Annotated in this window: 19 protein-coding genes; 2 read left to right on the top strand and 17 right to left on the bottom strand. The window is 61.9% G+C overall.

The features are described 5' to 3' along the window. Positions 1-28: 28 nt before the first annotated feature. The 5 genes from VKV57_03795 to VKV57_03815 all read right to left on the bottom strand — a co-directional run bounded on the left by VKV57_03795 (position 29) and on the right by VKV57_03815 (position 6,345). The gene (locus tag VKV57_03795; protein ID HLW59030.1) at positions 29-1,036 is read right to left on the bottom strand and encodes an NAD-dependent epimerase/dehydratase; all 1,008 of its coding nucleotides are present in this window, start codon (positions 1,034-1,036) and stop codon (positions 29-31) included. Beyond that, positions 1,033-1,800, bottom strand: coding sequence for a glycosyltransferase family 2 protein (locus VKV57_03800; protein ID HLW59031.1), 768 nt, complete (start codon positions 1,798-1,800; stop codon positions 1,033-1,035). Before VKV57_03800 ends, VKV57_03795 begins: the two co-directional genes overlap by 4 nt. Before the next feature lie 7 nt (positions 1,801-1,807). Continuing rightward, entirely contained in the window at positions 1,808-2,842 is a 1,035-nt protein-coding gene (locus VKV57_03805; GenBank protein ID HLW59032.1) for a transketolase C-terminal domain-containing protein, read from the bottom strand. 100 nt (positions 2,843-2,942) lie between these two features. Continuing rightward, positions 2,943-3,935: a thiamine pyrophosphate-dependent dehydrogenase E1 component subunit alpha gene (locus VKV57_03810; GenBank protein HLW59033.1), complete on the bottom strand. Its 993-nt coding sequence runs from the start codon at positions 3,933-3,935 to the stop codon at positions 2,943-2,945. 301 nt (positions 3,936-4,236) lie between these two features. Next, positions 4,237-6,345 carry a hypothetical protein gene (locus VKV57_03815; protein ID HLW59034.1) on the bottom strand — a complete coding sequence of 703 codons (2,109 nt, stop codon included), beginning with the start codon at positions 6,343-6,345 and terminating at the stop codon, positions 4,237-4,239. A 428-nt stretch (positions 6,346-6,773) separates the two neighbouring features. Here VKV57_03815 and VKV57_03820 point away from each other — a divergent pair, with 428 nt between their 5' ends. Both VKV57_03820 and VKV57_03825 read left to right on the top strand, forming a co-directional pair. After that, positions 6,774-7,757, top strand: a complete 984-nt coding sequence (locus VKV57_03820; GenBank protein ID HLW59035.1) for a galactokinase — start codon at positions 6,774-6,776, stop codon at positions 7,755-7,757. A gap of 18 nt (positions 7,758-7,775) precedes the next feature. Continuing rightward, positions 7,776-9,131 (top strand): hypothetical protein, encoded by a 1,356-nt coding sequence (locus VKV57_03825; protein ID HLW59036.1) that lies wholly within the window; start codon positions 7,776-7,778, stop codon positions 9,129-9,131. A gap of 32 nt (positions 9,132-9,163) precedes the next feature. Here the strand turns inward: VKV57_03825 and VKV57_03830 are convergent, their stop codons facing one another. The 12 genes from VKV57_03830 to VKV57_03885 form a co-directional block, all read right to left on the bottom strand. Then, positions 9,164-10,171, bottom strand: a complete 1,008-nt coding sequence (locus VKV57_03830) for a glycosyltransferase (protein HLW59037.1) — start codon at positions 10,169-10,171, stop codon at positions 9,164-9,166. Continuing rightward, entirely contained in the window at positions 10,168-10,947 is a 780-nt protein-coding gene (locus VKV57_03835; GenBank protein HLW59038.1) for a nucleotidyltransferase family protein, read from the bottom strand. The genes VKV57_03830 and VKV57_03835 overlap by 4 nt, the downstream gene beginning before the upstream one ends. A 27-nt stretch (positions 10,948-10,974) precedes the next feature. After that, the gene (locus tag VKV57_03840) at positions 10,975-12,066 is read right to left on the bottom strand and encodes a Gfo/Idh/MocA family oxidoreductase (GenBank protein ID HLW59039.1); all 1,092 of its coding nucleotides are present in this window, start codon (positions 12,064-12,066) and stop codon (positions 10,975-10,977) included. An 11-nt stretch (positions 12,067-12,077) separates the two neighbouring features. Beyond that, positions 12,078-12,977: an SDR family oxidoreductase gene (locus VKV57_03845; protein HLW59040.1), complete on the bottom strand. Its 900-nt coding sequence runs from the start codon at positions 12,975-12,977 to the stop codon at positions 12,078-12,080. Positions 12,978-13,160: 183 nt separating this feature from the next. Continuing rightward, the gene (locus tag VKV57_03850; protein HLW59041.1) at positions 13,161-14,360 is read right to left on the bottom strand and encodes an NAD-dependent epimerase/dehydratase family protein; all 1,200 of its coding nucleotides are present in this window, start codon (positions 14,358-14,360) and stop codon (positions 13,161-13,163) included. A 48-nt stretch (positions 14,361-14,408) separates the two neighbouring features. Beyond that, positions 14,409-15,149, bottom strand: a complete 741-nt coding sequence (locus VKV57_03855) for a transaldolase (GenBank protein HLW59042.1) — start codon at positions 15,147-15,149, stop codon at positions 14,409-14,411. Beyond that, a complete protein-coding gene (locus VKV57_03860; GenBank protein HLW59043.1) occupies positions 15,146-15,712 on the bottom strand; it encodes an HAD family hydrolase in 567 nt (188 codons plus the stop codon). Before VKV57_03860 ends, VKV57_03855 begins: the two co-directional genes overlap by 4 nt. Then, complete coding sequence (locus VKV57_03865; GenBank protein HLW59044.1) at positions 15,709-16,305, bottom strand: SIS domain-containing protein; 597 nt, start codon at positions 16,303-16,305, stop codon at positions 15,709-15,711. The genes VKV57_03860 and VKV57_03865 overlap by 4 nt, the downstream gene beginning before the upstream one ends. 99 nt (positions 16,306-16,404) lie before the next feature. Next, complete coding sequence (locus VKV57_03870) at positions 16,405-17,493, bottom strand: glycosyltransferase family 2 protein (GenBank protein ID HLW59045.1); 1,089 nt, start codon at positions 17,491-17,493, stop codon at positions 16,405-16,407. A gap of 17 nt (positions 17,494-17,510) precedes the next feature. Next, the gene (locus VKV57_03875; GenBank protein HLW59046.1) at positions 17,511-18,533 is read right to left on the bottom strand and encodes a glycosyltransferase; all 1,023 of its coding nucleotides are present in this window, start codon (positions 18,531-18,533) and stop codon (positions 17,511-17,513) included. A gap of 9 nt (positions 18,534-18,542) precedes the next feature. Then, on the bottom strand, positions 18,543-19,439 hold the full coding sequence (locus VKV57_03880; protein HLW59047.1) for a glycosyltransferase family 2 protein: 897 nt from the start codon (positions 19,437-19,439) through the stop codon (positions 18,543-18,545). Between the two features lie 11 nt (positions 19,440-19,450). Next, the gene (locus VKV57_03885; protein ID HLW59048.1) at positions 19,451-20,380 is read right to left on the bottom strand and encodes an NAD-dependent epimerase/dehydratase family protein; all 930 of its coding nucleotides are present in this window, start codon (positions 20,378-20,380) and stop codon (positions 19,451-19,453) included. Between the last annotated feature and the right edge of the window lie 10 nt (positions 20,381-20,390).

A 20,390-nucleotide genomic window follows, 5' to 3' on the forward strand; every position in this document is an offset into this window, starting at 1 on the left:
GACGCTAGCATCCGCGCCCGTTTTGCCGTTAGACAAGATGTGATGCTTTGATCGTTTTGACATTATAATATCTGACATCTTCAAGGGGGTTTGGAATTCTCCCCGCTTGAAACGCCGCGCATAGATCGGCGACTGCATCTTCGACTGTCCGTTTCGGCTCATAGCCCAATTCTCTTCGAATTTTATCGGACGACACATGGTAGGAACGTATGTCATCCGTGGGGGTGGTCTCCATAGCAATGGGCTTTAGATGGGGCATCTCGGTTGTCACGATCGATCGAACGATTTCGCCCAACTCCGCGATGGAGTTATTCTGATACGAAGCATTGAAGATCTTCCCGGCGATTTGGTTCACGGGAAATTCGAGCAGGTCCGCATAGAGATCAGTGACATCTTCGATATGAATATTCGGACGCTTCTGCGACCCACCGAAGATCGTGATCTTGCGCTTATTCACGGCAAGGTTCGTCAATATGTTGACGCTGAGATCCAACCGTAGTCTGGGCGAATACCCACAGACCGTAGCCGGCCTAATAATGACGGTCGTGAACTCTGGAGATTGTTGCTTCAACAGGACTGGCTCGCACAACCCTTTATATTTATTGTAGTCGGTTAAGGGGACGAGTGGGTGTTCCTCCGTTACATTCGGACTATCGCTCACGCCGTAGACGCTCGACGTCGAAGCGTAGACGAAGCGCCGCACGCCACTGTGCTTGGAAATTGTCACGAGGGGGTCGAACGCATCGTAGTTGATCGACTTACTGAGGGTGGGATTCAGTTCGAAGCTCGGATCATTGGAGATACACGCCAAGTGAATCACGGCGTCGCACCCGGGAAGGGCCCGCTTGAGCAACGCCTGGTCACGGATATCCCCCTTGATCTGTTCAAGAGCCGGATTCGTCTCATGGGAAGCCAATACACGATCTCCAAACAGATACAGATCGACGATCTTGACACGATACCCGCGAGCCAGCAATTTCGGTACGAGAATCGCCCCGACGTACCCCGCCCCTCCGGTGACCAGCACAGTCTTCATGGTTTTGCCTTTTCCTTAAGCGAGGCCGTTTTCACCGATCCCAGTCTTCCTCGCCAAACTCTCCCGACGCGGAGCCTCCACCATGTCCCCAAAATTACCGCAAGCGCCATCCGGATGTTGCGGAAAGTGATGGCTTTGGACTTTCCAAACGCTCGCTCCTGATGAATCAGGCCCACTTCAATAAAACTTCGCCCACCATCCAGCGCGTGCACCAACATCTCGGTCAAAAAGAAGAAGCCCGTGCTGCGGCTGGGAAGCGCCATTGCCAGCTGAGTAGGATACACCGTCGGGCCCTGATAGTAGTGAAGATGATGCCCAAACAACGTATTCAGGAGGGTAGTGCACACCCAAGTCATCACTCGACGATGCCACGCGCGCGCTTCGCGATTCGCGTGGTAGGGAATGATGAGGTCAGACGATCCCACGGCATCAAAGATCGCCCGAATTGAATCCGCGTGCACCTCGCGGTCACCGGGGAGGAAGCCGAAATACTCCTTTGTCGCTAGCCCCAATGCCGTCCGATATCCCCGGGCGATGCCCTCCTTGCTTCGGTTGTGAATAACCCGGATCCGCGGGTTGTCACGCGCAAGCCCCTCCGCCACTTCCGCTGTTCCATCGGTGCTACCATCGTCGACCAAAAGGATCTCATAATCGGTCAGCCCAGGCTGAGTTGCAGCGACGATATCGTGAATGGCGCCTTCGAGATTCCTGGCCTCGTTGTGTGCGGGGACGAATATAGAAAGCGACGGTCGGGACGTGGTCATCACAACCTCAGTATGGGCCGGGGAATCTGGCCTGAACGTCAGCCAGCACCTTGCCGGCTGATTCGTGTCGCCCCATAGTGTCCAGGCAAGCCCGCATGATCGTCATGGGCGTGGGATGGAACGCCTGTTCAAGTGGCCTGGAGACTGGCGCAGGACAGTCAGGAAGAGTCACTCGTCGAACGGGAGCTTTCAAATCCGCGTGTGCTTCCTCCGCCGCGAGCGCCGCTATCTCACTAGAGAAGCCACACATGGCCCAACTCGTATCCGCGACCACGAGTCGGCCAGTCTTCCTCAGCGAGCAAAGGATCGCGTCCCTATCGAGCGGTCGGATGCTCCGCGGATCGATCACCTCCGCGCTGACATCATATTCGGCAAGGACATCGGCTGCGCGAGTGGCCTCAAAGGCCATCAGCGACGCCCCGACGATTGTCACATCCGTACCCTCTCGAATCACCCGCGCAGTGCCAAACGGCACCGACACCGGATCTTCTGGGACCTCGCCCTCCAACTCGTATAGTGCCCGGTTCTCCAACAATACAACCGGCGTATCACCCCGGAGAGCAGCACAGAGCAGTCCTTTGGCATCGGCGGGAGATGCCGGAGTTGCCACGTAGAGCCCGGGAAAATGGGCAAAGAGCGCCTGAAGGCTCTGCGAGTGCGTGGCCCCCTGCCCCCAGCCCCGACCAACAATACCTCGAAAAACCACCGGGACCCCGTGCTCAGAGGCGTACATGTACTTCCATTTCGCCGCTAGGTTTAGGATCTGGTCCAGAGCCAGGAACATGAAATCGTTTCTCGGATGGACAACCACGGGCCGTTTACCCATCGCTGCCGCCCCAATCGCAATCCCCGCAAATGCGTTCTCGCAGTTCGGGATATCGATCACTCGAGCCGGTCCAAATCGCTCGTACGCCCCCCGCGTGGTCCCGAATATTCCCTTGAAATCGTCCACACCGATGCCCGCGACGAAAATATTCGGGTCCCTCTCCATACTCTGAACGAGGGCTTGGCTAATCGCCTGCCAGTACTTCAATCGCTGCACAAATACCCCCGTTAAATCACAGGCATCGTAACAAGCTGGGTCGAACGTCGGGACCGAAATTGGGGTGCTCTGTGTCCGTCTCCCAATCCCACCTCATTGATCAGTACGTCCCCTCGAGTAGGCTATCGGGGGAAGGAAACGGACTGCGCTTCGCTACGGTCACGGCGTCAGCGATTTCTTGCTGAAACTCTCGGCGCCAGGATTGCAACTCGTCTCCGGCACAGACGGAGTGTCCCAAGCAATATTCTGAAAGTCGCTTAATCGGACACCGCTCCATCCACTCCTCAACTTCTGCTTTCGAGCGGTATCCTCGATCGAAATCCCACAGTGGTCCCACGTGCTCTCGCCAGCGATACGTCGCGCATTCCAGAAAGGACGGCCCGCCGCCCTCGCGACCTCGCTCCACCGCCTGCTGAGTTTCATGATAAACCGCAACGGCGTCGTTCCCGTCCACATGAGCCGACGGAATCCCATAGGACCGCACCCGCTCGTAGATCGCCCGGTCCGTCGGGTGCCGGACCGCCAATGGAGTATGGGTTGAGTACAGATTGTTCTCACAAACAAATATCACTGGAACCCTGCGAACCGCCGCGAAGTTCAAGCTTTCGTGAAAAATGCCTTCCTCAACGGCGCCGTCGCCAAAGAAGCATACCGCCACCCTAGGCGTGTTGTCCATCTGGAATGCGAATGCCGACCCAACGGCCACCGCGATTGTTTGCCCAAGAATGGCAGAAGAGGCAATGATTCCAACGTCAGGCTGCGTGAGGTGCACGGATCCACCCCTCCCCCTCGCTGCCCCGATCTCCTTCCCGTAGAGTTCCCCCACCATGCCGATCAGGCTACCGCCCTTCGCCAAGTAATGCGCGTGACACCGATGGCCGCTATAGATGACATCTTCTCGCTGAAGTGCGGCGCAAACCCCGACAGCCACAGCCTCTTGGCCGATCGAAAAGTGCGTGGGAGTGCGCATCTCTTGCTCGGCATAGAGTTCGGCGAGCGTTTCTTCGACGCACCGGATGCGCATCATCTGCCGCAGCAAGGTGCGCACAAGGATACCGGGGACTTCCTGAGCGTCCTTTCGAGTAATGGTCATTGAGTGTCTAGCCGTTGGTGGGGTGTTCCAATCACAAAGGCCCCCCGTCACCGCATGTGCCCAGTTTCACCGGAGATATCCGGGGTTCAAGCAGCGTACCCCCCCGTCACGGCAAACCCGTTCTCAGACCAACGTAGAGGGGGCGCCAAATGGGGCATCATGTGGGAGTTCGATTCAAATAACACAATTCCTCCGAAAAGAGTCAGCCCCTCGCAGGTGGCTCATAGGGGGTGGGTCGCCACGAGCGCCGCGGTGGCGCTGGCTTAGGGTTGGCCTCTGCGTTTTTGGAGGGGATTGGCGTTCAGTAGTTCTTGCTTAGCTTTACCGTCCGCCGCTGGCCTTCAATTACTTTGAAAGCTGGTCCGGCAAACGCCAACCGAATGGCCGGGTCCAGCTTGACAATTGCCCACATATCCCACGGACCCCCATCTTCGGCGACGACGGTGTTGTGGAACGGGCCTGTGCCTTCGCGCGCACTACGCACTAGAGGCTCACTTGAGCATTGCGAGAGACGTGCCCCCGGCCGCAGGGACACGAAGGCTCCAGCCATATACAATGTCGGCGTGCGTATGCAAATATAGTATTGAGGGTGCAGGTAATTGGTGTTGGTAGCTCGGTCAGCTTCCCATAATTTGTCCCCGGATATCAACTGAGTGATCCCCCCCGCTCCCTTTTCGTATTTCTCTTCGGAGACGAGGTCGTCCGCATAGGCCCATGCCCCCGTAAAGTAGGCAATGGGCGCGGCGTACACGTCGCTGATGAACGTCGTCCCTCGGTATGGCGGTTGTGCCAACTGACGCATGAACTGATAGTCGGTAGGCGATATCGCCGTGACGTAGACGGTTTGTATCCTCGCCCAGTAGACAACCGCCAACAAGAGCACGACGAGCGAAACCCCCCGCGCGATATGCGGCACAACGACACGTCTCAGATGCTCCCCGGGTCGGCGCCAGGGGGGAGAAGCTGTTCGAGGCTGCGCACCCACCGTACGGTGACTCGCCTGGGCGATTGCAATCAGCATGTAGAGACAGAGGGCTGTCCACACATCCACAATGAAAACGGCCAGCGGTACGTAACGGACTAAGTATCCCTGAGAAAGGTACCCGGGCGAAAGCACGTACAAACACACATACCCCGCCCCAACGGCCACTAGATATCTGAAACCCCCCATGAGGTTGCCATCATCGTGAGGCCGAAAGAGCGGTTGGTCAGCCCACCAGACCACAATCAATCCCAGGAGATAAGCACCGGCCAATCCCGCAAGCAACACAACAAGGGGAAAATAGCGCTGGATCGTCCCCAGCCAGATCGGGGCGAAATCAGCGCCGTAGAGGTGCCGGTAATACAACCCATATCCGGCGGTGGCGAAAAGGACGAAAATCACGAGGCCGAGGCGGTGCCAGACGCGCTCATCGCCCGGGGCCTTTGATGTGGAAATAGCTCCCTTTATGCGAACGCCAGTGCGGACCAGCCATGTGACGGTCACGACCCACATCAGCCAAACGAGATATGGCGTATTGACAAGCACCCCGAATTTACCGAGGGTGTGGAGAAACAACTTGATGCTGAGATATCCGCGAGTATCGGGGTTATCACGCCAGTAGACAATGTGGTGCTGCAGGAAGAACTGCAGCGTATGAATGGCCCCGCTTTCCCCGCCGGATTGGATGTAGAAATTTCGATTCAAGATCGTGCGCTGGAAATCGCTCCAGGTTGTCGCCAACCCGAGAAATGCGACATTCTGCCCGATCAATCCCCCTAACGCAACAATCGCCCCCGCCCCGGCAATTACCGCGGCGCGAAAAATGAGACCTGGCTGCTTCCAGTAAATGAGCAACCCATAGCATACGCAGGTCGCGACCGTAAAGATTGCGAAATTGATCTCGAAATAGAACAATGCCACGCAGGTGAGAAAGAACAAGCCCCCCGCCCGACGAGCGTGCCGGCCACCCAGGGCTAGAACACAGAGCAGGCAGGCGAAGAAGAAAAATCCATGCCACACTCGAAACGAATTCACCTCCCACTGCATAAATGACAAGTAGTCGGTGGCAAGAACAGCGCAGACCAGGAAGGCAAAAAGATTTCCCGCAATGCGCGAGAAAAATGTAAAACACATGTAGATACCAGCCGAACCCACCAAGAGTGCCAGCAGCGCAATCTGCCACTCAACGCGCGTCAGCCCCAAGCGCATCAGGAGCAAAACCGGAAGGCGTGGAAAGTTGCCCTCGTGTGTATACACATAAGGATGCGCGGCTGGATCAAGGGAATACGCTTCGTCCGTGAGCCCTAACGCTCCACCAAAACCGAAATGAAGCAAATTCCGGGCGTGCATATAGGCGGAGAAACTCTCATTGTTGTCCGACCCGTAGGGCAGAAAATGCGACACGGTCAGCACGGCACTGACCAGCACCAAGTACAATCCGAGGGCCAGCCAGAGATACCGTTGCCGATGACCACCCCTCTGCTGTGCAGGCGCGGATTGGCCCATCCCAGTATTATCGTTTAGGGTTGCACTCTCTCGCAAGCTCCGGCCCTCAACTGTTCCCTGCGCTCGAAAGCACCGCTACCCAAGAAACCGTTCTGATTGCTCCCCCGACCATTGACTCCCGAACAGAAGCGAACCAAACTCAACGCCAAGAAGATACTTCGGCCGCCGGCCGAGCAAGCCCTGTGCAGGTTGAAGGAACGGTGGCCTGCACGCATGAGGAATTTAGAGGAAGTTCCTACCACCATGACGCATAAGCAGAGGCGTGATTGTCGACCCCAGTTCTCTTCGAGATCCGAACTGCTGATGTATCGTTGCGCCCGTTCGCGCCAGAGATCGAGAGGGCCAACCGCTTGATTATCACGCGCAGTCCACTACGGGTCTCCCTAGGCGGAGGCGGCACAGACCTGCCGTCATACTATCGCCGACATGGAGGATTCGTCTTGGGCGCCGCCATCGACAAGTACGTCTACATCACGCTGCATCAGACATTCGCCCAAGAACTCATTGTGAAGTACTCGAGAATGGAACGAGTCAAATCTGTGGACGAGGTCCAGCACGAGATCGTTCGAGAGGCCCTGAAGTTGACGGTAGATGGGCCCCCCCATCTCGAAATCACGAGCATGGCCGACATTCCGGCGGGGACTGGATTGGGGTCTTCTGGCAGCTTCACCACCGCCTTGCTCAAAGCGCTCCATGCCCATAGGAAGAATCTGATCCACCCGCAGGAACTCGCTGAGCAAGCGTGCCACATCGAAATTGACGTTTTGGGGAAGCCGGTGGGCAAACAGGATCAGTACATTGCTGCGTACGGAGGCCTAACTTGCCTCCACTTCAAGCCTGACGGCGGTGTCGAAGCCTGGCCGCTCAAGATCCCAACCGATGTCCTGCATAATCTTGAAGACAACCTGCTCTTATTCTTCACCGGTTATTCTAGGTCGGCGCCAGAAATTCTCCATGACCAGGATGAGAAGACCAAGTCAAGTGATGGCGCGATGTTGAACGAGTTGCACGCCGTCAAAGAGATCGCCATGAAGAGCAAGGAGGCGTTGGAGAGCGGGGACCTGGTTCGGTTTGCGGAACTGATGAACACCCATTGGGAGCACAAGCGACAGCGCTCTCAGGGCATTAGTAACACCCAGATCAACGAGTGGTATGACCTCGCCAGGGGCAGTGGCGCGTTGGGAGGGAAGCTCGTCGGGGCCGGTGGAGGAGGGTTCCTCATGTTCTATTCGGAGGATAAGGTACCGCTCCGTCGCGCGATGCGGGATGCCGGGTTAACCGAAATTCGGTTCAGATTTGATTTCGAAGGCACGAGATTGATTGCACAATCATAGGGGTCGCCGCCCCCCACCATGTCGTCCTTGAAGCAGGCAAGCAAGAGTTTATTCATCCTGGGAACGGGGCTGGTCATCTACTGGCAGCCGCTCGGGCGGTGGATCCCGATAAAGCCGAGCGATATCGTCTTCATCTTGGGTCTCTGCGCGTGGATGCTCGTTTCTCTTAAAGAGAAGCGAACGCCGCAACTGTCGGGTGGGAGCATGATGCCCGTCCTCCCCATCCTGGCTCTCCTAGTCTCCGTGCTTGGCGCCACCCTCGCCGGCTATTTGCGCTACCACCTGGCTATGACCCGCGAAGGAGCGATCCTCCTCATCCGGCTGGCCGTCTGCATGGCCCTGTTCCTGGCTGTCGGTCGTTTCGCCCTGATCGATCGAGGGTTCAGACGGCGAACCGGGCTGGCCTTGTTGTCGCCCATCGCGCTTTTCCCGGCGATGCTGGTCCCGGCTGTGGCACTAAGCATGTGGGGGGGGGACGGCCGCTTCCAAGGGCTCACGGTGAACCCAAACACCGCCGACTTGGCATTTATCATTGCCCTGGCGCTTGCCGGTACGCTTGCGATGCACGCCGTGGCGATGAAACACCCCCGGGCTGCGGCCGGCTTTTCAATCGTGGCCATCGGCATGCTCACGCTCATCGTGTGGACTGAATCGAGAGCATATCTCGTAGGAGCGTTCGCGTCTGTCATCGTCGGCGGAGCCCTCACTGCTTCGAGCCTCAAGCTCCCCAAGCTCAGGGTCGCAGCCGCCGCCGCGGGCGTCTGTGCGGTCGCTGCTACGGCGAGCGTGCTGCTGGGCCCTCCCTCACTGGCGCACTCCTACCTCATTAGGATGTCCCTGGAGACATCCGCCGCGCAGCAGACCGAGGCCCTATCGAACTGGGCTCGTATATCCGCCTCCGGGGGGCCGCCGCCTCAGGCATCGGGACGCCGCTCCGCGGTCGACCGTGGGGCCTTTGGTAGGCTGGTGCGGTTCCGTGATGCGATCGGCCGGCGGCTGATCGAGAACCCTCATGTCCAGGCCGCAGCCTATTATGCGCAGCTCCTCTCCACCAACTCCTTGGGCTTCGGAGTCAACTACGGAGAGAAGTTCTTCATCTATTTCCCGTGGATCAACCGGAACCACCAAGGAGCAAACAGCATCCTCGACGTGCCGGTGTACGGAGGCATCGGCGCCGTCCTCAGTGTCGCTTATCTAATGTTTCTCGTGGCAAGGAGGATTAAGGAACACCTAGCAGCGGAGGCTGATGAAACGACCTCCTACGGGCTCGCCGCCGCGGCGGCCTTAGGGGGCCTCTGGGTAGCAGCGATTCTCCTGGGCTCCCCGATCTTCGACTACCAGTTCTGGATCGTGTCGGCAATCGCGCTTTCGTAGCGGGAAGAGGCGCGCTCCCCCACCCCGGGACCTCACAAGCAGTCCCGCATCAACTCACCCCACGCCCGCCCGACCGCCGCGTCCCTCCACGGGGGAAGGCGGAAGCGTTGGCGCAACGTCCACACCGCCCGCGCGGAGACCCGAATCATGCGCGCGGGAATCATCCTAAGGCCGGTGCGAACCGCGCGCGCCACCAGTGGCGGGAACAAATCGGCCAGGAGGCCATCGACCTGAGCGGGATCCTCGCTGGCGAGATAGGCCGCGGCCAACCTGAGCTTGCATCGCCGCAGAATCCCGGCGGCCGCGCATGCCCCTCTCTCCGCCTCGTCCATTTGCGCGAACAAGCGCTCAAACATCTCGAGGGTGTGCCGCTTCAGGATCCACTGAATGTCCATCCGGGTATTGCTGCCCCGCCGAATTTCGACGACGACCAAGGCCTCGTCCAGATGGGCAAACCGGACCCCCGCCCGCGCCAGCCGCAGGCACAGGTCCCATTCCTCTGGATAGTAGCGCTCCTCGCGAAACAGGAACTCTCCCCGCAGGATGTCGCCAACGGCCATGATGGTGTTCGGGTTGATAAAGGACGAACGCAGCAGTTCCGCAAACACGCTGCGCGGGTCGCCGTAGTACCTGCGCCCCCGCAGCCGGTCGGGTCGATTGGGGTAGTAGTGGAGCGCGTCACAGAAGACGACCTGGTAATCCGGGTGTGTCTCCAGGAGTTCCACCTCCCGCTCCACCTTCCGCGGGAAATAGCAATCGTCGGCGTCCAGAAACGTAACGTACTTCCCGCTGCTGATTCGTATCCCGCGATTCCGCGCCGCGCCTTGCCCCCGATTCTCTTGGGCGATGTAGGTGATCCTGGAATCTCGAAATGACCGCACGACTTCGCCGGTATTATCCCTCGACCCATCGTCCACGACGATGATCTCGATGCGCTGATGGGTTTGCGACAGCGCAGTCTTGATCGCCCGGCCCACGTACGCAGATGCGTTGTAGGCGGGGATCACAATGGACACGAGCGGCGGGCCGTTGCTGCTCATGGCTTACCCGGGTTTCCCGCCAACGAGAATTCATCGCCGAGTCGCGCCCAGCGGGTCTCCAGTCGTCGAAGATCCTCTGGTCGATCGATCCAGTAGAGCTTTTCGCGCTTCGACATACGGTACCCGTACAGTCGCGCGTTTCGCGCGATGAGCTCCGGGAACACGTCGCGCCCGAAGTCCACGCTGCGTCTCGATGGGATCATCTCGACGATCTCGGGCTCGAGGACAAGAATCCCGGCGTTGACCCAGTGCGTGAACACCTCTCGCGGCTTCGGCTTCTCTAAGAAGCGCTTCACGCGATGGTCGCGGTCAAGCCCCACGATGCCGCTGTGGACGGCGTCGCGCCGGTGGAACAGTGCGATCGTCCCGATCCCTCCCTTCGTTCGGTGGCAGGCCCACAGGCGGTCCAGGAGGCATGTGCTCAGGTTGTCGCCGTACCAGACGAAGAACGGGGCGTCGAAAAACCGACGCATCCGCCTCACCCCACCGGCGGTGCCCAACGGCTGCTCCTCGACCGAGTATCGAATCCGGACGCCCCACGCCGTCCCGTCCCCAAAATAGTTGGTGACCATTCTCGGTAAATGGTGGAGGTTGATAACGATCTCGGTCACGCCGAACTGCCGCATCCACCTCAGCGTGTATTCCAAAAGGGGCCGCCCGCCGATCGGCATCATGCACTTGGGGGTGGTGTCGGTCAGAGGCCTGAGGCGCGTCCCCAACCCAGCGGCGAGAATCATGGCCCTGGTCGGCAGATCGTTGGGGTTCCGGGAAGGCATCACGTGAGTCCGCGCCTGCGGCTTCCGCTATTGCGGGAGCCGCACGACACCGCCATTCCTGCTGGACTCGTAGACCGCGTAGGCCATCCTTATCGCCTGCCACGCGTCGCTCGCATTCCCCGACGGCTCCCGCCCCTCGCGAATGGCCGCGAGGAACTCTTCCCACTCTGCCCGCCAACAGCTCTCCGGGTCGGAAAAATCGAAATGTTCCTCATCCGGGGACCCCCAGTCTGGATGCCGCCGGCCCCACGTCAGCCGCTCCGCCCCGTAACTCCGGCCCAAACCTTCCACGATCAGATACCCATCCCGCCCGAACACCTCGAACGCGAAGAGGTTCTTCCACTGCGTCCAGCTGGCGTGGAGTGTGGCCACCCGCCCCGAGGTGGTGCGGAAGAGGCCGAACGCGTTGTCCTCGACATCGGCGCCCCGCGGCGCGGCCCCGACGCTCGCTCGCCAGAAGTAGGAGTGGGTGAACCCAACCCCTTCAACGAAATCGCCCAGGAACCAGCGGAACAAATCGATGGCATGAATCCCCTGGTCCAGCAACTCACCGCCGCCGGCGATCTCGACATTGAATCGCCATTCGTCCGCATAGCCGCGGCGACCGCCGTGCCCGTACCGGCAGCGGACAAAATAGGGTTCCCCGATGCTCCCGGCTTCCAAGAGGGTGTGGGCCTTGCTGATGGCTGGATGGAATCGGTGGTTGAAGCCGACCTTGACCACCAACGGTCGGCGGTCGCCAGCCAACCGGCGGTTCCCCTGCGCGTCGCGCAGAGCGCGACACACCAGCGCCGCTTCCGCGGGCGTCCGGGCCATCGGCTTTTCGACCAAGACGTGCTTCCCGTGCTCCGCCGCGGCCCGAGTCGCTCCCGCCAAGGCATCGTGCGTGGTCGACACGATCACCGCGCCGATGTCGTCCCGCCGGATCGCCTCACCCCAATCCACGCTGGCCTGACACCGCCAATCCGTCGCCACGGACTCCGCGCGCGCGAGATCTCGATCAACGGCGAGGACCAGGACCCCTCCCTTTGACTCCCGGAGGGCCTCCGCCCGGCGCCGGCCGATCTTCCCGCACCCAATGAGGGCGATGCGCATTTCCGGGGATCGATCGCCGGACACCGATCTCGGCCTCAGCGCAAATCCCCGGCGTCGGGCGGTGATTCGCGGTGATCGGCGAACTGACCGAGGAGGGGGCGCAGCGTAAAATCGTCGAGGCGTCTTATGGTCAACCACGGAGCGGCCATCAATTCTAAGATCCGTGCCGCGTCCCACGACTGCCAGCCGTCGTAAGGCGCGGCGATCAGCTTGCCGGTGAGTCCATCCGATTTATGCGAAGCGAGAAAGACGGTAAGCTGCGCGGCAAGGTCTGCGGGCACGCCGCCCTCGCCCGCATCACGGAGCTTGCGTATGCGGCGGAGCTCGGTCCCGGCGCGCTCCCCGGCCGCCAACACGTGGTCCTGCATGCGCGTATCCACCATCCCGGGCGCAATGGCATTGACCTGAATGTTGTGGTCCCGGACTTCCTCTGCCAGCGTCTCCGTCAGGCGGACCACCGCGACCTTCGATACCGCGTAGGCCGAAAACCGCGGGAAGGGTGAAGTGGCGCCACGCCCAGAAAAATTGACGATCTTGCCCGCTCGGCGAGCGACCATGTGCGGCAGCACCGCCCGGCAGCACAAGAACGTGCCGTAAAGATTCACCTGAAGCGCCTGAGCCCAATCCCCTTCATCCACTTCCCAAACCCTGCCGACCGGGCCGAGGATGCCGGCCGCGTTGACGAGGGCATCAATACGGCCATACGCATCCAGTGCGGCGCGGGTGACCCGATCCACGTCTTCGGGCCGCGCAACGTCGGCCGGGACAATCCGCACCTCGCCGCCGATCTCCCGGACCTTGACCGCCACCCTTTCCAGCTCCGTCGCCGTGCGGGCGGCTAAGACCACGCGCGCGCCTTCGCGCGCGAACGCGAGGGCAACGGCCTCCCCGATCCCCCGGCCGCCGCCCGTAATGATCGCGGCATTCCCCTGCAACGCCGGTTGGGCTCCGGTAGAGCGGCTAGGATTCATGGCTTCCGAATCACGTAACTGGTCCCCGGTGGCGAACTCACGCCCGAAGCTCGGCGGGACCAGAAGCAGGGGAAGGTGTCCGGTGACTTACCCCAGCCCCAAAAGCCTGCCGGCAACGCGGGGTGTGCCGCCGGAGAGGGGAACCGGCTATCGGTCGATCCGCTGGAGCACGCCGCGCTCGCGCATCGTGCGCTCGGCTTCCTCCAGGTACTTCTGCGTCCCGGACTGTCCTCGAATCCAGTCGACGAACTCGGCCACATTTTGCTCCACCGGAACGACGGGATGCCAGCCCAGCGCTCGCAGCTTCGAGATATCCGAGACCGTGTGTCGGGTATCCCCCAGCCGGAACTCGCCGGGGATCAATGGCTTGAGATCAGACCCAAGAGCCCTCAGCATCATGTTGGCGATTTCCAGAACGGTCACCGCGCGGCCCCCGCCGACATTCAGCACCTGATAATCGGCCCGCTCGTCCTCCATCGCCAAGACGTTGGCGCGAGCCACGTCGCGAACGTTGACGTAATCACGCAGCTGCCGCCCATCCTCGTACACAATCGGCGGGAGCTCGTGCATGATGCGCAGCGCAAACCGTCGGGCCACCCCCGAGTACGCATTGTAGAACGAGTTCCGCGACCCCTGGACGTAGGTGTATCGCATGCACACGGTGGGGATCCCGTAGCGCCGGCCCAACCGGTCGGCCAGGAGTTCGATGGCGTACTTGGAGATGCCGTACGTCGTGCCCGGATTGATCGTGCTCTCCTGAATGAGCAGGGGCTTCATGTTCCCCCCGCACGTCAGACAGCGAATCTCCCACTCCCCCCGCTTGAGCTGATCGACCGGCCGGGGGCCGGGAGTATGAATCGCCGACGCCGGCAGGGACCGGATGGGGGAACAGCCCGAGGCCAGCTGCTCTTGAATGGTGGGCATCCGCCCGTTGCCCGCACAGGCCGGGCAGACGTATATCCCCTCGCCGGACACCGCCTGCGAGGACGCAAAGATCACCTTCCGAACGGGGAAGCGCTTTCGGTCGCCAATCGTCAGCTCCAGCAGCAACGCGCTGCTCTCGGCATTCGTATGGATGAATCGCGAGAAGTCCGGCATGTAATCCTGGTACGCGGCGAGATGGAACACGTACGACACGCCCTGCAGTGCCCGGGTCATGTCCTCTCGCCGCGACACGTCGCCGTGGACGAACTCCGCGTCGGTGGAGACGAAACTCGGCTTCCCCTGCGGATGAACCCGAGGTTGAAGGCTATCGAGAATGCGGACCTCGTATCCCTTCTCCAGCAGCAGGTCGACCGTGTGCGAGCCGATGAACCCCGCGCCGCCCGTCACAAGGCAGAGGGCCATGGCTAGCGGCCCCCTCCCACGACCCCAGCGACGCGGGCGCGCATGCCGTTAGGCCTTCGACCCCGCACGCGCGGGAAGGGTGTAACCGGCCCTCACGGCGTCACTCCTAAACATCATCACGGTGTCCAGCGAGTACTCGTGCAAGTCCCTGCCGACGAGATCAAGTTTCTTCAGGATGTCATTGGTCACCGTGATGATGTGGCATCCGATCGCATCCGCTTGAAAAATGTTCAAGAGTTCCCGCGGGCTCGCCCAGATGAGCTCGGCGTTCGGGGCGCACGCCAGCAGCTCAACGGCGGCCGCCATCAACGGCACGGGGTCCCGCCCCGTGTCCGCCACGCGCCCGGCGAACACGGATACGTAGGCAGGGCTCCCACCGACCAGCGCCGCCACGACGTCACGCACCTGATCAAGCGCCAGCACGGCGGTGACGTTCACCTTGATCCCGGCAACGGTCAGGGCATGGATCAGATCGATCGATGACTCCCGCCGCGTATTGCTCACCGGAATCTTGACGTAGACGTGACCGCCCCACGTGGCGATCTCCCGCGCCTGATAGGCCATCTCCTCAAACTCGTCCGAGAATACCTCAAACGAGATCGGGCGATCCGGAATCGCCTTGAGGGCGTTCATCGCGAACGTTCGGTAGTCGGTGACCCCCGCCTTCCGCATCAGCGTCGGGTTCGTGGTGAACCCTTTGATCCACGGGTGGCGGGACATCTCCATCATGCCCTGGAGATCGGCGCCATCCGCGTAGATCTTCACGCGCAGCTCCGATACCGGCGTCATGTACGTCCTCCTCTGGGGGCGCACTGGCTCATGATCCACGTTGCCGCATCCAGAAGCGATCGCGTACGATAATCGGGAGAAACGGTCGGGCTCTCTTCCGCATGATTCCCCGCCAGGTGGATCGTCAGACATCCGGCCCGCCGGCCGGCCTCGATGTCCCTCCATCGATCCCCGATCATCACGCTGCGGGAAAGATCGATGCAACGTTCCCTGGCCGCCTCGATCAGTAGCCCCGGCTGCGGCTTCCGGCAGGTGCATCGGTCCGCGTCATCATGATAGCAAACGTAGATCCCTTCCAACGGCAACGCCCCGAGTAATACGGCATTGATCGCTTCGACGACCTCGCGCCGCTGGGCCCCCCGCGCCACGTCGGGCTGGTTCGTGACGGCGACGAGGGCGAACCCATGCGCCTTCAACTCGTGTAGCGCGGCCTCCGCCCCGCTCATGATCCGCAGTTCCTCCAGACTAGCCGGGGGCAGGGCCTTGCCCTCTCTGACAACCACCTCGTTGAGCACGCCGTCGCGGTCCAGGAAGACGCCGGCACGCAAGGCCGGAGCGCTCATCGCTGCGATTCCCACTTCGTGGGGGCGCTTTTCAATCGTGGGTGCGACACCATCAGGTGCCAGATGATCGATTGAAAGGCCTCCGCATGGGGCGTCACGCGGTCCGCGTTCACCGACGGGACCAAGATGCACACATCCGCCACCCGTGCGGTAAACCCCTCAGGGCGACCCACGATGCCGACAATCCTCGCCCCCTGTTGCTTGGCATACGTCAAGGCATGGACCAGATTCGCACTGATGTTCCGTTCGAGGTCTCCACCGCCTACCGAAAGGACGAGCACCAGATCGGCCGACCGCAGGCGGCTGACGCGAAGCCAGCCTTCGAACACAGACGCCCACCCGTCATCGTTCGCCCGAGCTGTCAGCTCGGGGACGTTGTCGGTTGGGCAATACGCTTCGAGACCCGCGAGCTTCCGGAAGTCGTTGACGGCATGCGAGGCGTTCGCGGCACTCCCGCCAACGCCCAGCACAAACAGCCGGCCCCCGCGGTCCCGCACCTCCGCCAGGAGCTCTACAGCGTTATCGATGGTGCCGGTGTCGAGTTGCTGGAGAATCCGGGAGACCTCGCTCAGGTACTCCCGAGGAAAGCTCACCGCGCGCCCCGACACGCCATTTAGGGTCCTAGGTTTGCCACGGACGACCACTTTACCTTCTCGCGCCGCCGCGACGGGGACAGCCCCCGCCGGGCCACGCTAATCCGACCAAAAGCGCCCCGTGCGGGACCGCTCGCAGAACCTCCGGAAGAAACCCAGCGCCCACGAGATATGCACGCAGGGAAAAACGGCCGCGAGGCGGGGCCAGAGGTGCCACCGGCGGCGATTCCCCGCCAGGTACCCGGAGACGGCAAGATCGCAGGCGCCGTAGCCGGCCAGCAGCACGCCAAAACCCGGCAGAAATGTCCGGTGCACGAGCGCGACACTCCCCAGGGTGACGACCGCCGCCAGGAATGCCGGGGGAACCGCCTGCCGCCACGAGGTGAGCTTCCCGTGCTTGATCAAGTTGCCCGCGCGCGCTCCTCCGTATCGGAAATACAGCCTGCACAGATCGCCCAGCGTCTCCCGCGGATAATAGTGGACGCAGATATCGATGTTCAGGTAGATTTTGCCTCCGCGTTCGCGTATCCGTTGATTGATATCTGAATCCTCGCTGAGAACCGGGGCGACATCATCGAAAAGCCCGACCCGGTCAAAGACCTCGCGGCGGAAGCTGCCGAGGTACACCGTGTCCACGTACCCGCTCTTCCTGCCGAGCCGGAACTGGGCGTTCCCGATCCCGAACGGATGCGCCATCGCGATCCCAATAGCTTCTTGCATCGGGGCGTCGGCAAGCGGCCGTTGGACCCCTCCCACGTTGTCCGCCCCCGTCTCCAGCAGGGTCCGCACACACTGCCCCACATACGTCCGCGGGATCACGGATCTGGCGTCCACCCGGACCACGACATCACCGGCGGATGCGCGGATCCCGGCGTTCAACGCCGACGCCCTCTGCCGCGTGGGGTTGTCGATCAGCCGAATGACGGGAGCCTCACCCCCCGCCCCCCGCACAGTGGCGGCCCGGACCCGTTCCACCGTCTCCCTCGTGCCGTCCTGGCTCATGCCGTCAACCACGAGAATCTCGATGCGGTCGCGCGGATAATCCTGGTCGAGCAACCGCCCCAAGCAGGCCTCGATGTATCTCACCTCATTGCGCACGGGAACCACCACGGACACTCGGGGCTTCCGGTCGGGCGGTTGAGCCGACGCGCCTCCCCCCGGCCGACTCGGCTCGTCGCGCGTGTGCACGTCGATCCGCTCCCGCTTCAGAGGGCGCTCAACAAACGGCGCACCTGTTGGACACGGTTCGTGGCCAGATGGTCACGCAACGCGCGCGCCGTTCCCCGCACCTGCGTCTGCTTTCGTTCCTCCTCCCGGTCCAGGAAGTAGGCGATCGTCCGCATCCATTCCGCCGCGTCGAGCGGGACCATCACGACCTCGTCCGTGCCGAAATATTTCCGGATCGCTGGCACCTCGTCGCAGATCTCGAACCCGCCGCACGCCGGGATCTTGAACGTTCGCTGGTTCACGATATAGTGCGGCTGCGATCCATCGGGTTCGCGCTCATGAAAATTCAAACAGATCTTGGCCGAAGAGTACAGCAGCCGCTCCTCCTGCGGGGGGATCGCGAGCCGCTGCCGGTCGATCGCCCGGGCCAGGGGAAACGCCCCCGCGGCCCTGCAGGCCCTGCTGCTCGCCCTGAGGATTTGGTCCCGCATCCCCCACCCGGGCCCGAACACTCCAACCCGATAGGCTCTCCGCAAAGGGGCCAGCACGTGCTCCGCGAACCAACGCTTCTTCGTAAGATTGGCGCCGAGGTACACGACGTCATACCGATAACGCCCCACCGGGGCCACCGGGAAATGTTCCTCGGGGTCGGCCGCGTTCGGGATCACATGGTACCTCTTCCCGGTCTCCCGCTCGAAGGCTGCCATCTGCTCGGGTTCTCGCTCGCCAAAGTAAATATCGGCAACGTCCTCTGCTCTGAGGATCTCTCCCCTTCGGGGGTCGACCCGAGCCTCAAGAGGCCAGTGCACCCACAGCAGCACCTTCGTCCCCCGCCGCCGCATGCCCCTGAGTGTTTCACGCTCTCGGTCGATATCCAGGAGGTTCACGGCGGTAAAGAACAGATCGGGCTTGACCTCATTCGCCTTTTCCGCCAGGCGTTCTCCCGCCCTCAGCAGAAAGAACTGGTCCCCGCAGGCAAGGAATCCCGCCCGCCACCCCTGACAGATCCACCGGTCCGCGCCCAGCCCGTCGGGGTACGGAATGTGATAGAGGATTCGCATGTCGCCACCCTAGCTCGAGAACCAGTGCCGGCACCGCCGGTGAATGCGATCGTACGCCCGCTCCCCCAGCAGCGAAATCCCATATTGCACGTAGCCGAGGGGGTGCAGCGGGGACAGCCCGATGGCCTCGAGAATACGGGCTCGCCCCTGCCGCAGGGCGCCCGTGCGGCACAACTTTCCGCCGATCTTCCTTAGGTAGAATCCTCTCAAGCCGCGGCCCATGTGGTGTCCGTATCGCGCCAACACCAGCTCCTCGACCCGGCGGGCCTCGTCGATCCGATCGCCGAGGCGAGCCCCCTGGTGGGTGCGGATCCGGACGACGATCTCGGGCACGAAGTCGACCTCAAACCGCTCGGCCAATCGGAGATAGAGCTCCCAGTCCTCTGAGGTGACGAGGTCCTCATTGAACCCTCCCACTTCGCGCACGGCCGACGTCCGCATCAGCGGATTGGAGGCAGAGCCCGTAAACGCATCCCCCTGCCGCAACAGCCCGTCGAACACGCGCCCGCGCAGCACCGGCCGGTGCGTCCCCGACTCGCGCCCCTCCGAGGTGACGCGCACAAAGCCGCCGTACACCAGCCCGAGGGCGGCCGGGCCCCGCTCGAACACGCGGAGTTGGCGTTCGAGTTTCGGGCGAAGCCACTCGTCATCGTCGTCGAGAAACGCGACGAACTCCCCCCGGGCTTCCCGCAACCCGAGATTCCGCGCGGCCGCGACGGGCTGACGGGGGTGGACGATGAGCCGAATTCGCGGATCGACAAAATCCGCGACGACCGCCCGCGTCTCGTCCGCGGAGGAGTTGTCGAGTACCAGGAGCTCGTAATCCTCAAAGGATTGTGCCAGGACGCTTTGGATGGCGCCGCGCAGGTAGTCCGCCCGGTTGAACGAGGTGATGATCGCGGACACCCGGCACAAGGCTATCGCACCCGATTCGCTTCCACGGTGGCCCGAAGCCCGGCGTCCAACGAGCGCCGTGGGGTCCACCCGAGCTCTCGCGCCGCCTTGGAGTGATCGAGGCAGTATCTCAGTTGCTCGCCGGGGCGATCCGGATGATAGATCGGCGCGGCCGCCACACCCAGCAGCGCCGCAATGCGCCCGTACAGATCGTTCAGGGTCGTCTCGACGCCCGTGCCGATATTGTAGACGGGAACCGGATGGTCGTGGGGGACGGCCAGGGCCAGCAGATTCGCGTCGACCACGTCGTCGATGTGCACATAATCCCGAGTCTTGCTCCCATCCCCCCAGATCTCCGCCTGCCCACCGGAGGAGAGCCGCCGGATGTAATCGGCCATGGCCCCGGTGCGCTGCCCCGGCCCGTAGACCGCCGAATACCGCAGCACCACGTAGGGCACCCCGTACGTCCGGTGGTAGAATCGCAGATACCCCTCGATCGCCTGTTTTGCCACGACGTAGGGTGAGACCGGGTCGATGGGAGAAGTCTCCGCCACCGGCAACGGCGCGGTGTTCCCGTAGAGGAACCCCGAAGAGGCGAACACGATCTTCTGGACGCCAATCTCTTTGGCCTTCTGCAGCAGGCGAATCGACCCGACCACGGCGTCCACGTCCAACAGCGGATCTTGGACCGACTTCGGGACCAGGACGTAGAAGGCAAAGTGATAGATGAGGTCGGGTCGCTCGCGGTCGAGGATCTCGACGAAGCGCTCGTCGGCAATATTCAGCTCATGGCACCTCACCCCCGCAGGCACGTTGGCTCGACTGCCGGTTGAGAGGTTGTCGACGACGACGACGACGGCCCCCGCGCGAAGCAGCGCGCGTGCGGTGTGGGATCCGATGAATCCCGCCCCGCCGGTGATGAGCACCTTCATGCCTCGCACGTCAATGGCCATGCGTCACCTC

This window comes from bacterium, assembly GCA_035307765.1.
In the GTDB taxonomy this organism is placed as follows: domain Bacteria; phylum Sysuimicrobiota; class Sysuimicrobiia; order Sysuimicrobiales; family Segetimicrobiaceae; genus Segetimicrobium.

Excerpts from the sequence above, each read along its gene's own strand:
- VKV57_03795 (HLW59030.1), bottom strand. The coding sequence starts at position 1,036 with ATGAAGACTGTGCTGGTCACCGGAGGGGCGGGGTACGTCGGGGCGATT.
- VKV57_03800 (HLW59031.1), bottom strand. The coding sequence starts at position 1,800 with ATGACCACGTCCCGACCGTCGCTTTCTATATTCGTCCCCGCACACAAC.
- VKV57_03810 (HLW59033.1), bottom strand. The coding sequence starts at position 3,935 with ATGACCATTACTCGAAAGGACGCTCAGGAAGTCCCCGGTATCCTTGTG.
- VKV57_03825 (HLW59036.1), top strand. The coding sequence starts at position 7,776 with ATGTCGTCCTTGAAGCAGGCAAGCAAGAGTTTATTCATCCTGGGAACG.
- VKV57_03830 (HLW59037.1), bottom strand. The coding sequence starts at position 10,171 with ATGAGCAGCAACGGCCCGCCGCTCGTGTCCATTGTGATCCCCGCCTAC.
- VKV57_03835 (HLW59038.1), bottom strand. The coding sequence starts at position 10,947 with ATGCCTTCCCGGAACCCCAACGATCTGCCGACCAGGGCCATGATTCTC.
- VKV57_03850 (HLW59041.1), bottom strand. The coding sequence starts at position 14,360 with ATGGCCCTCTGCCTTGTGACGGGCGGCGCGGGGTTCATCGGCTCGCAC.
- VKV57_03855 (HLW59042.1), bottom strand. The coding sequence starts at position 15,149 with ATGACGCCGGTATCGGAGCTGCGCGTGAAGATCTACGCGGATGGCGCC.
- VKV57_03860 (HLW59043.1), bottom strand. The coding sequence starts at position 15,712 with ATGAGCGCTCCGGCCTTGCGTGCCGGCGTCTTCCTGGACCGCGACGGC.
- VKV57_03875 (HLW59046.1), bottom strand. The coding sequence starts at position 18,533 with ATGCGAATCCTCTATCACATTCCGTACCCCGACGGGCTGGGCGCGGAC.
- VKV57_03885 (HLW59048.1), bottom strand. The coding sequence starts at position 20,380 with ATGGCCATTGACGTGCGAGGCATGAAGGTGCTCATCACCGGCGGGGCG.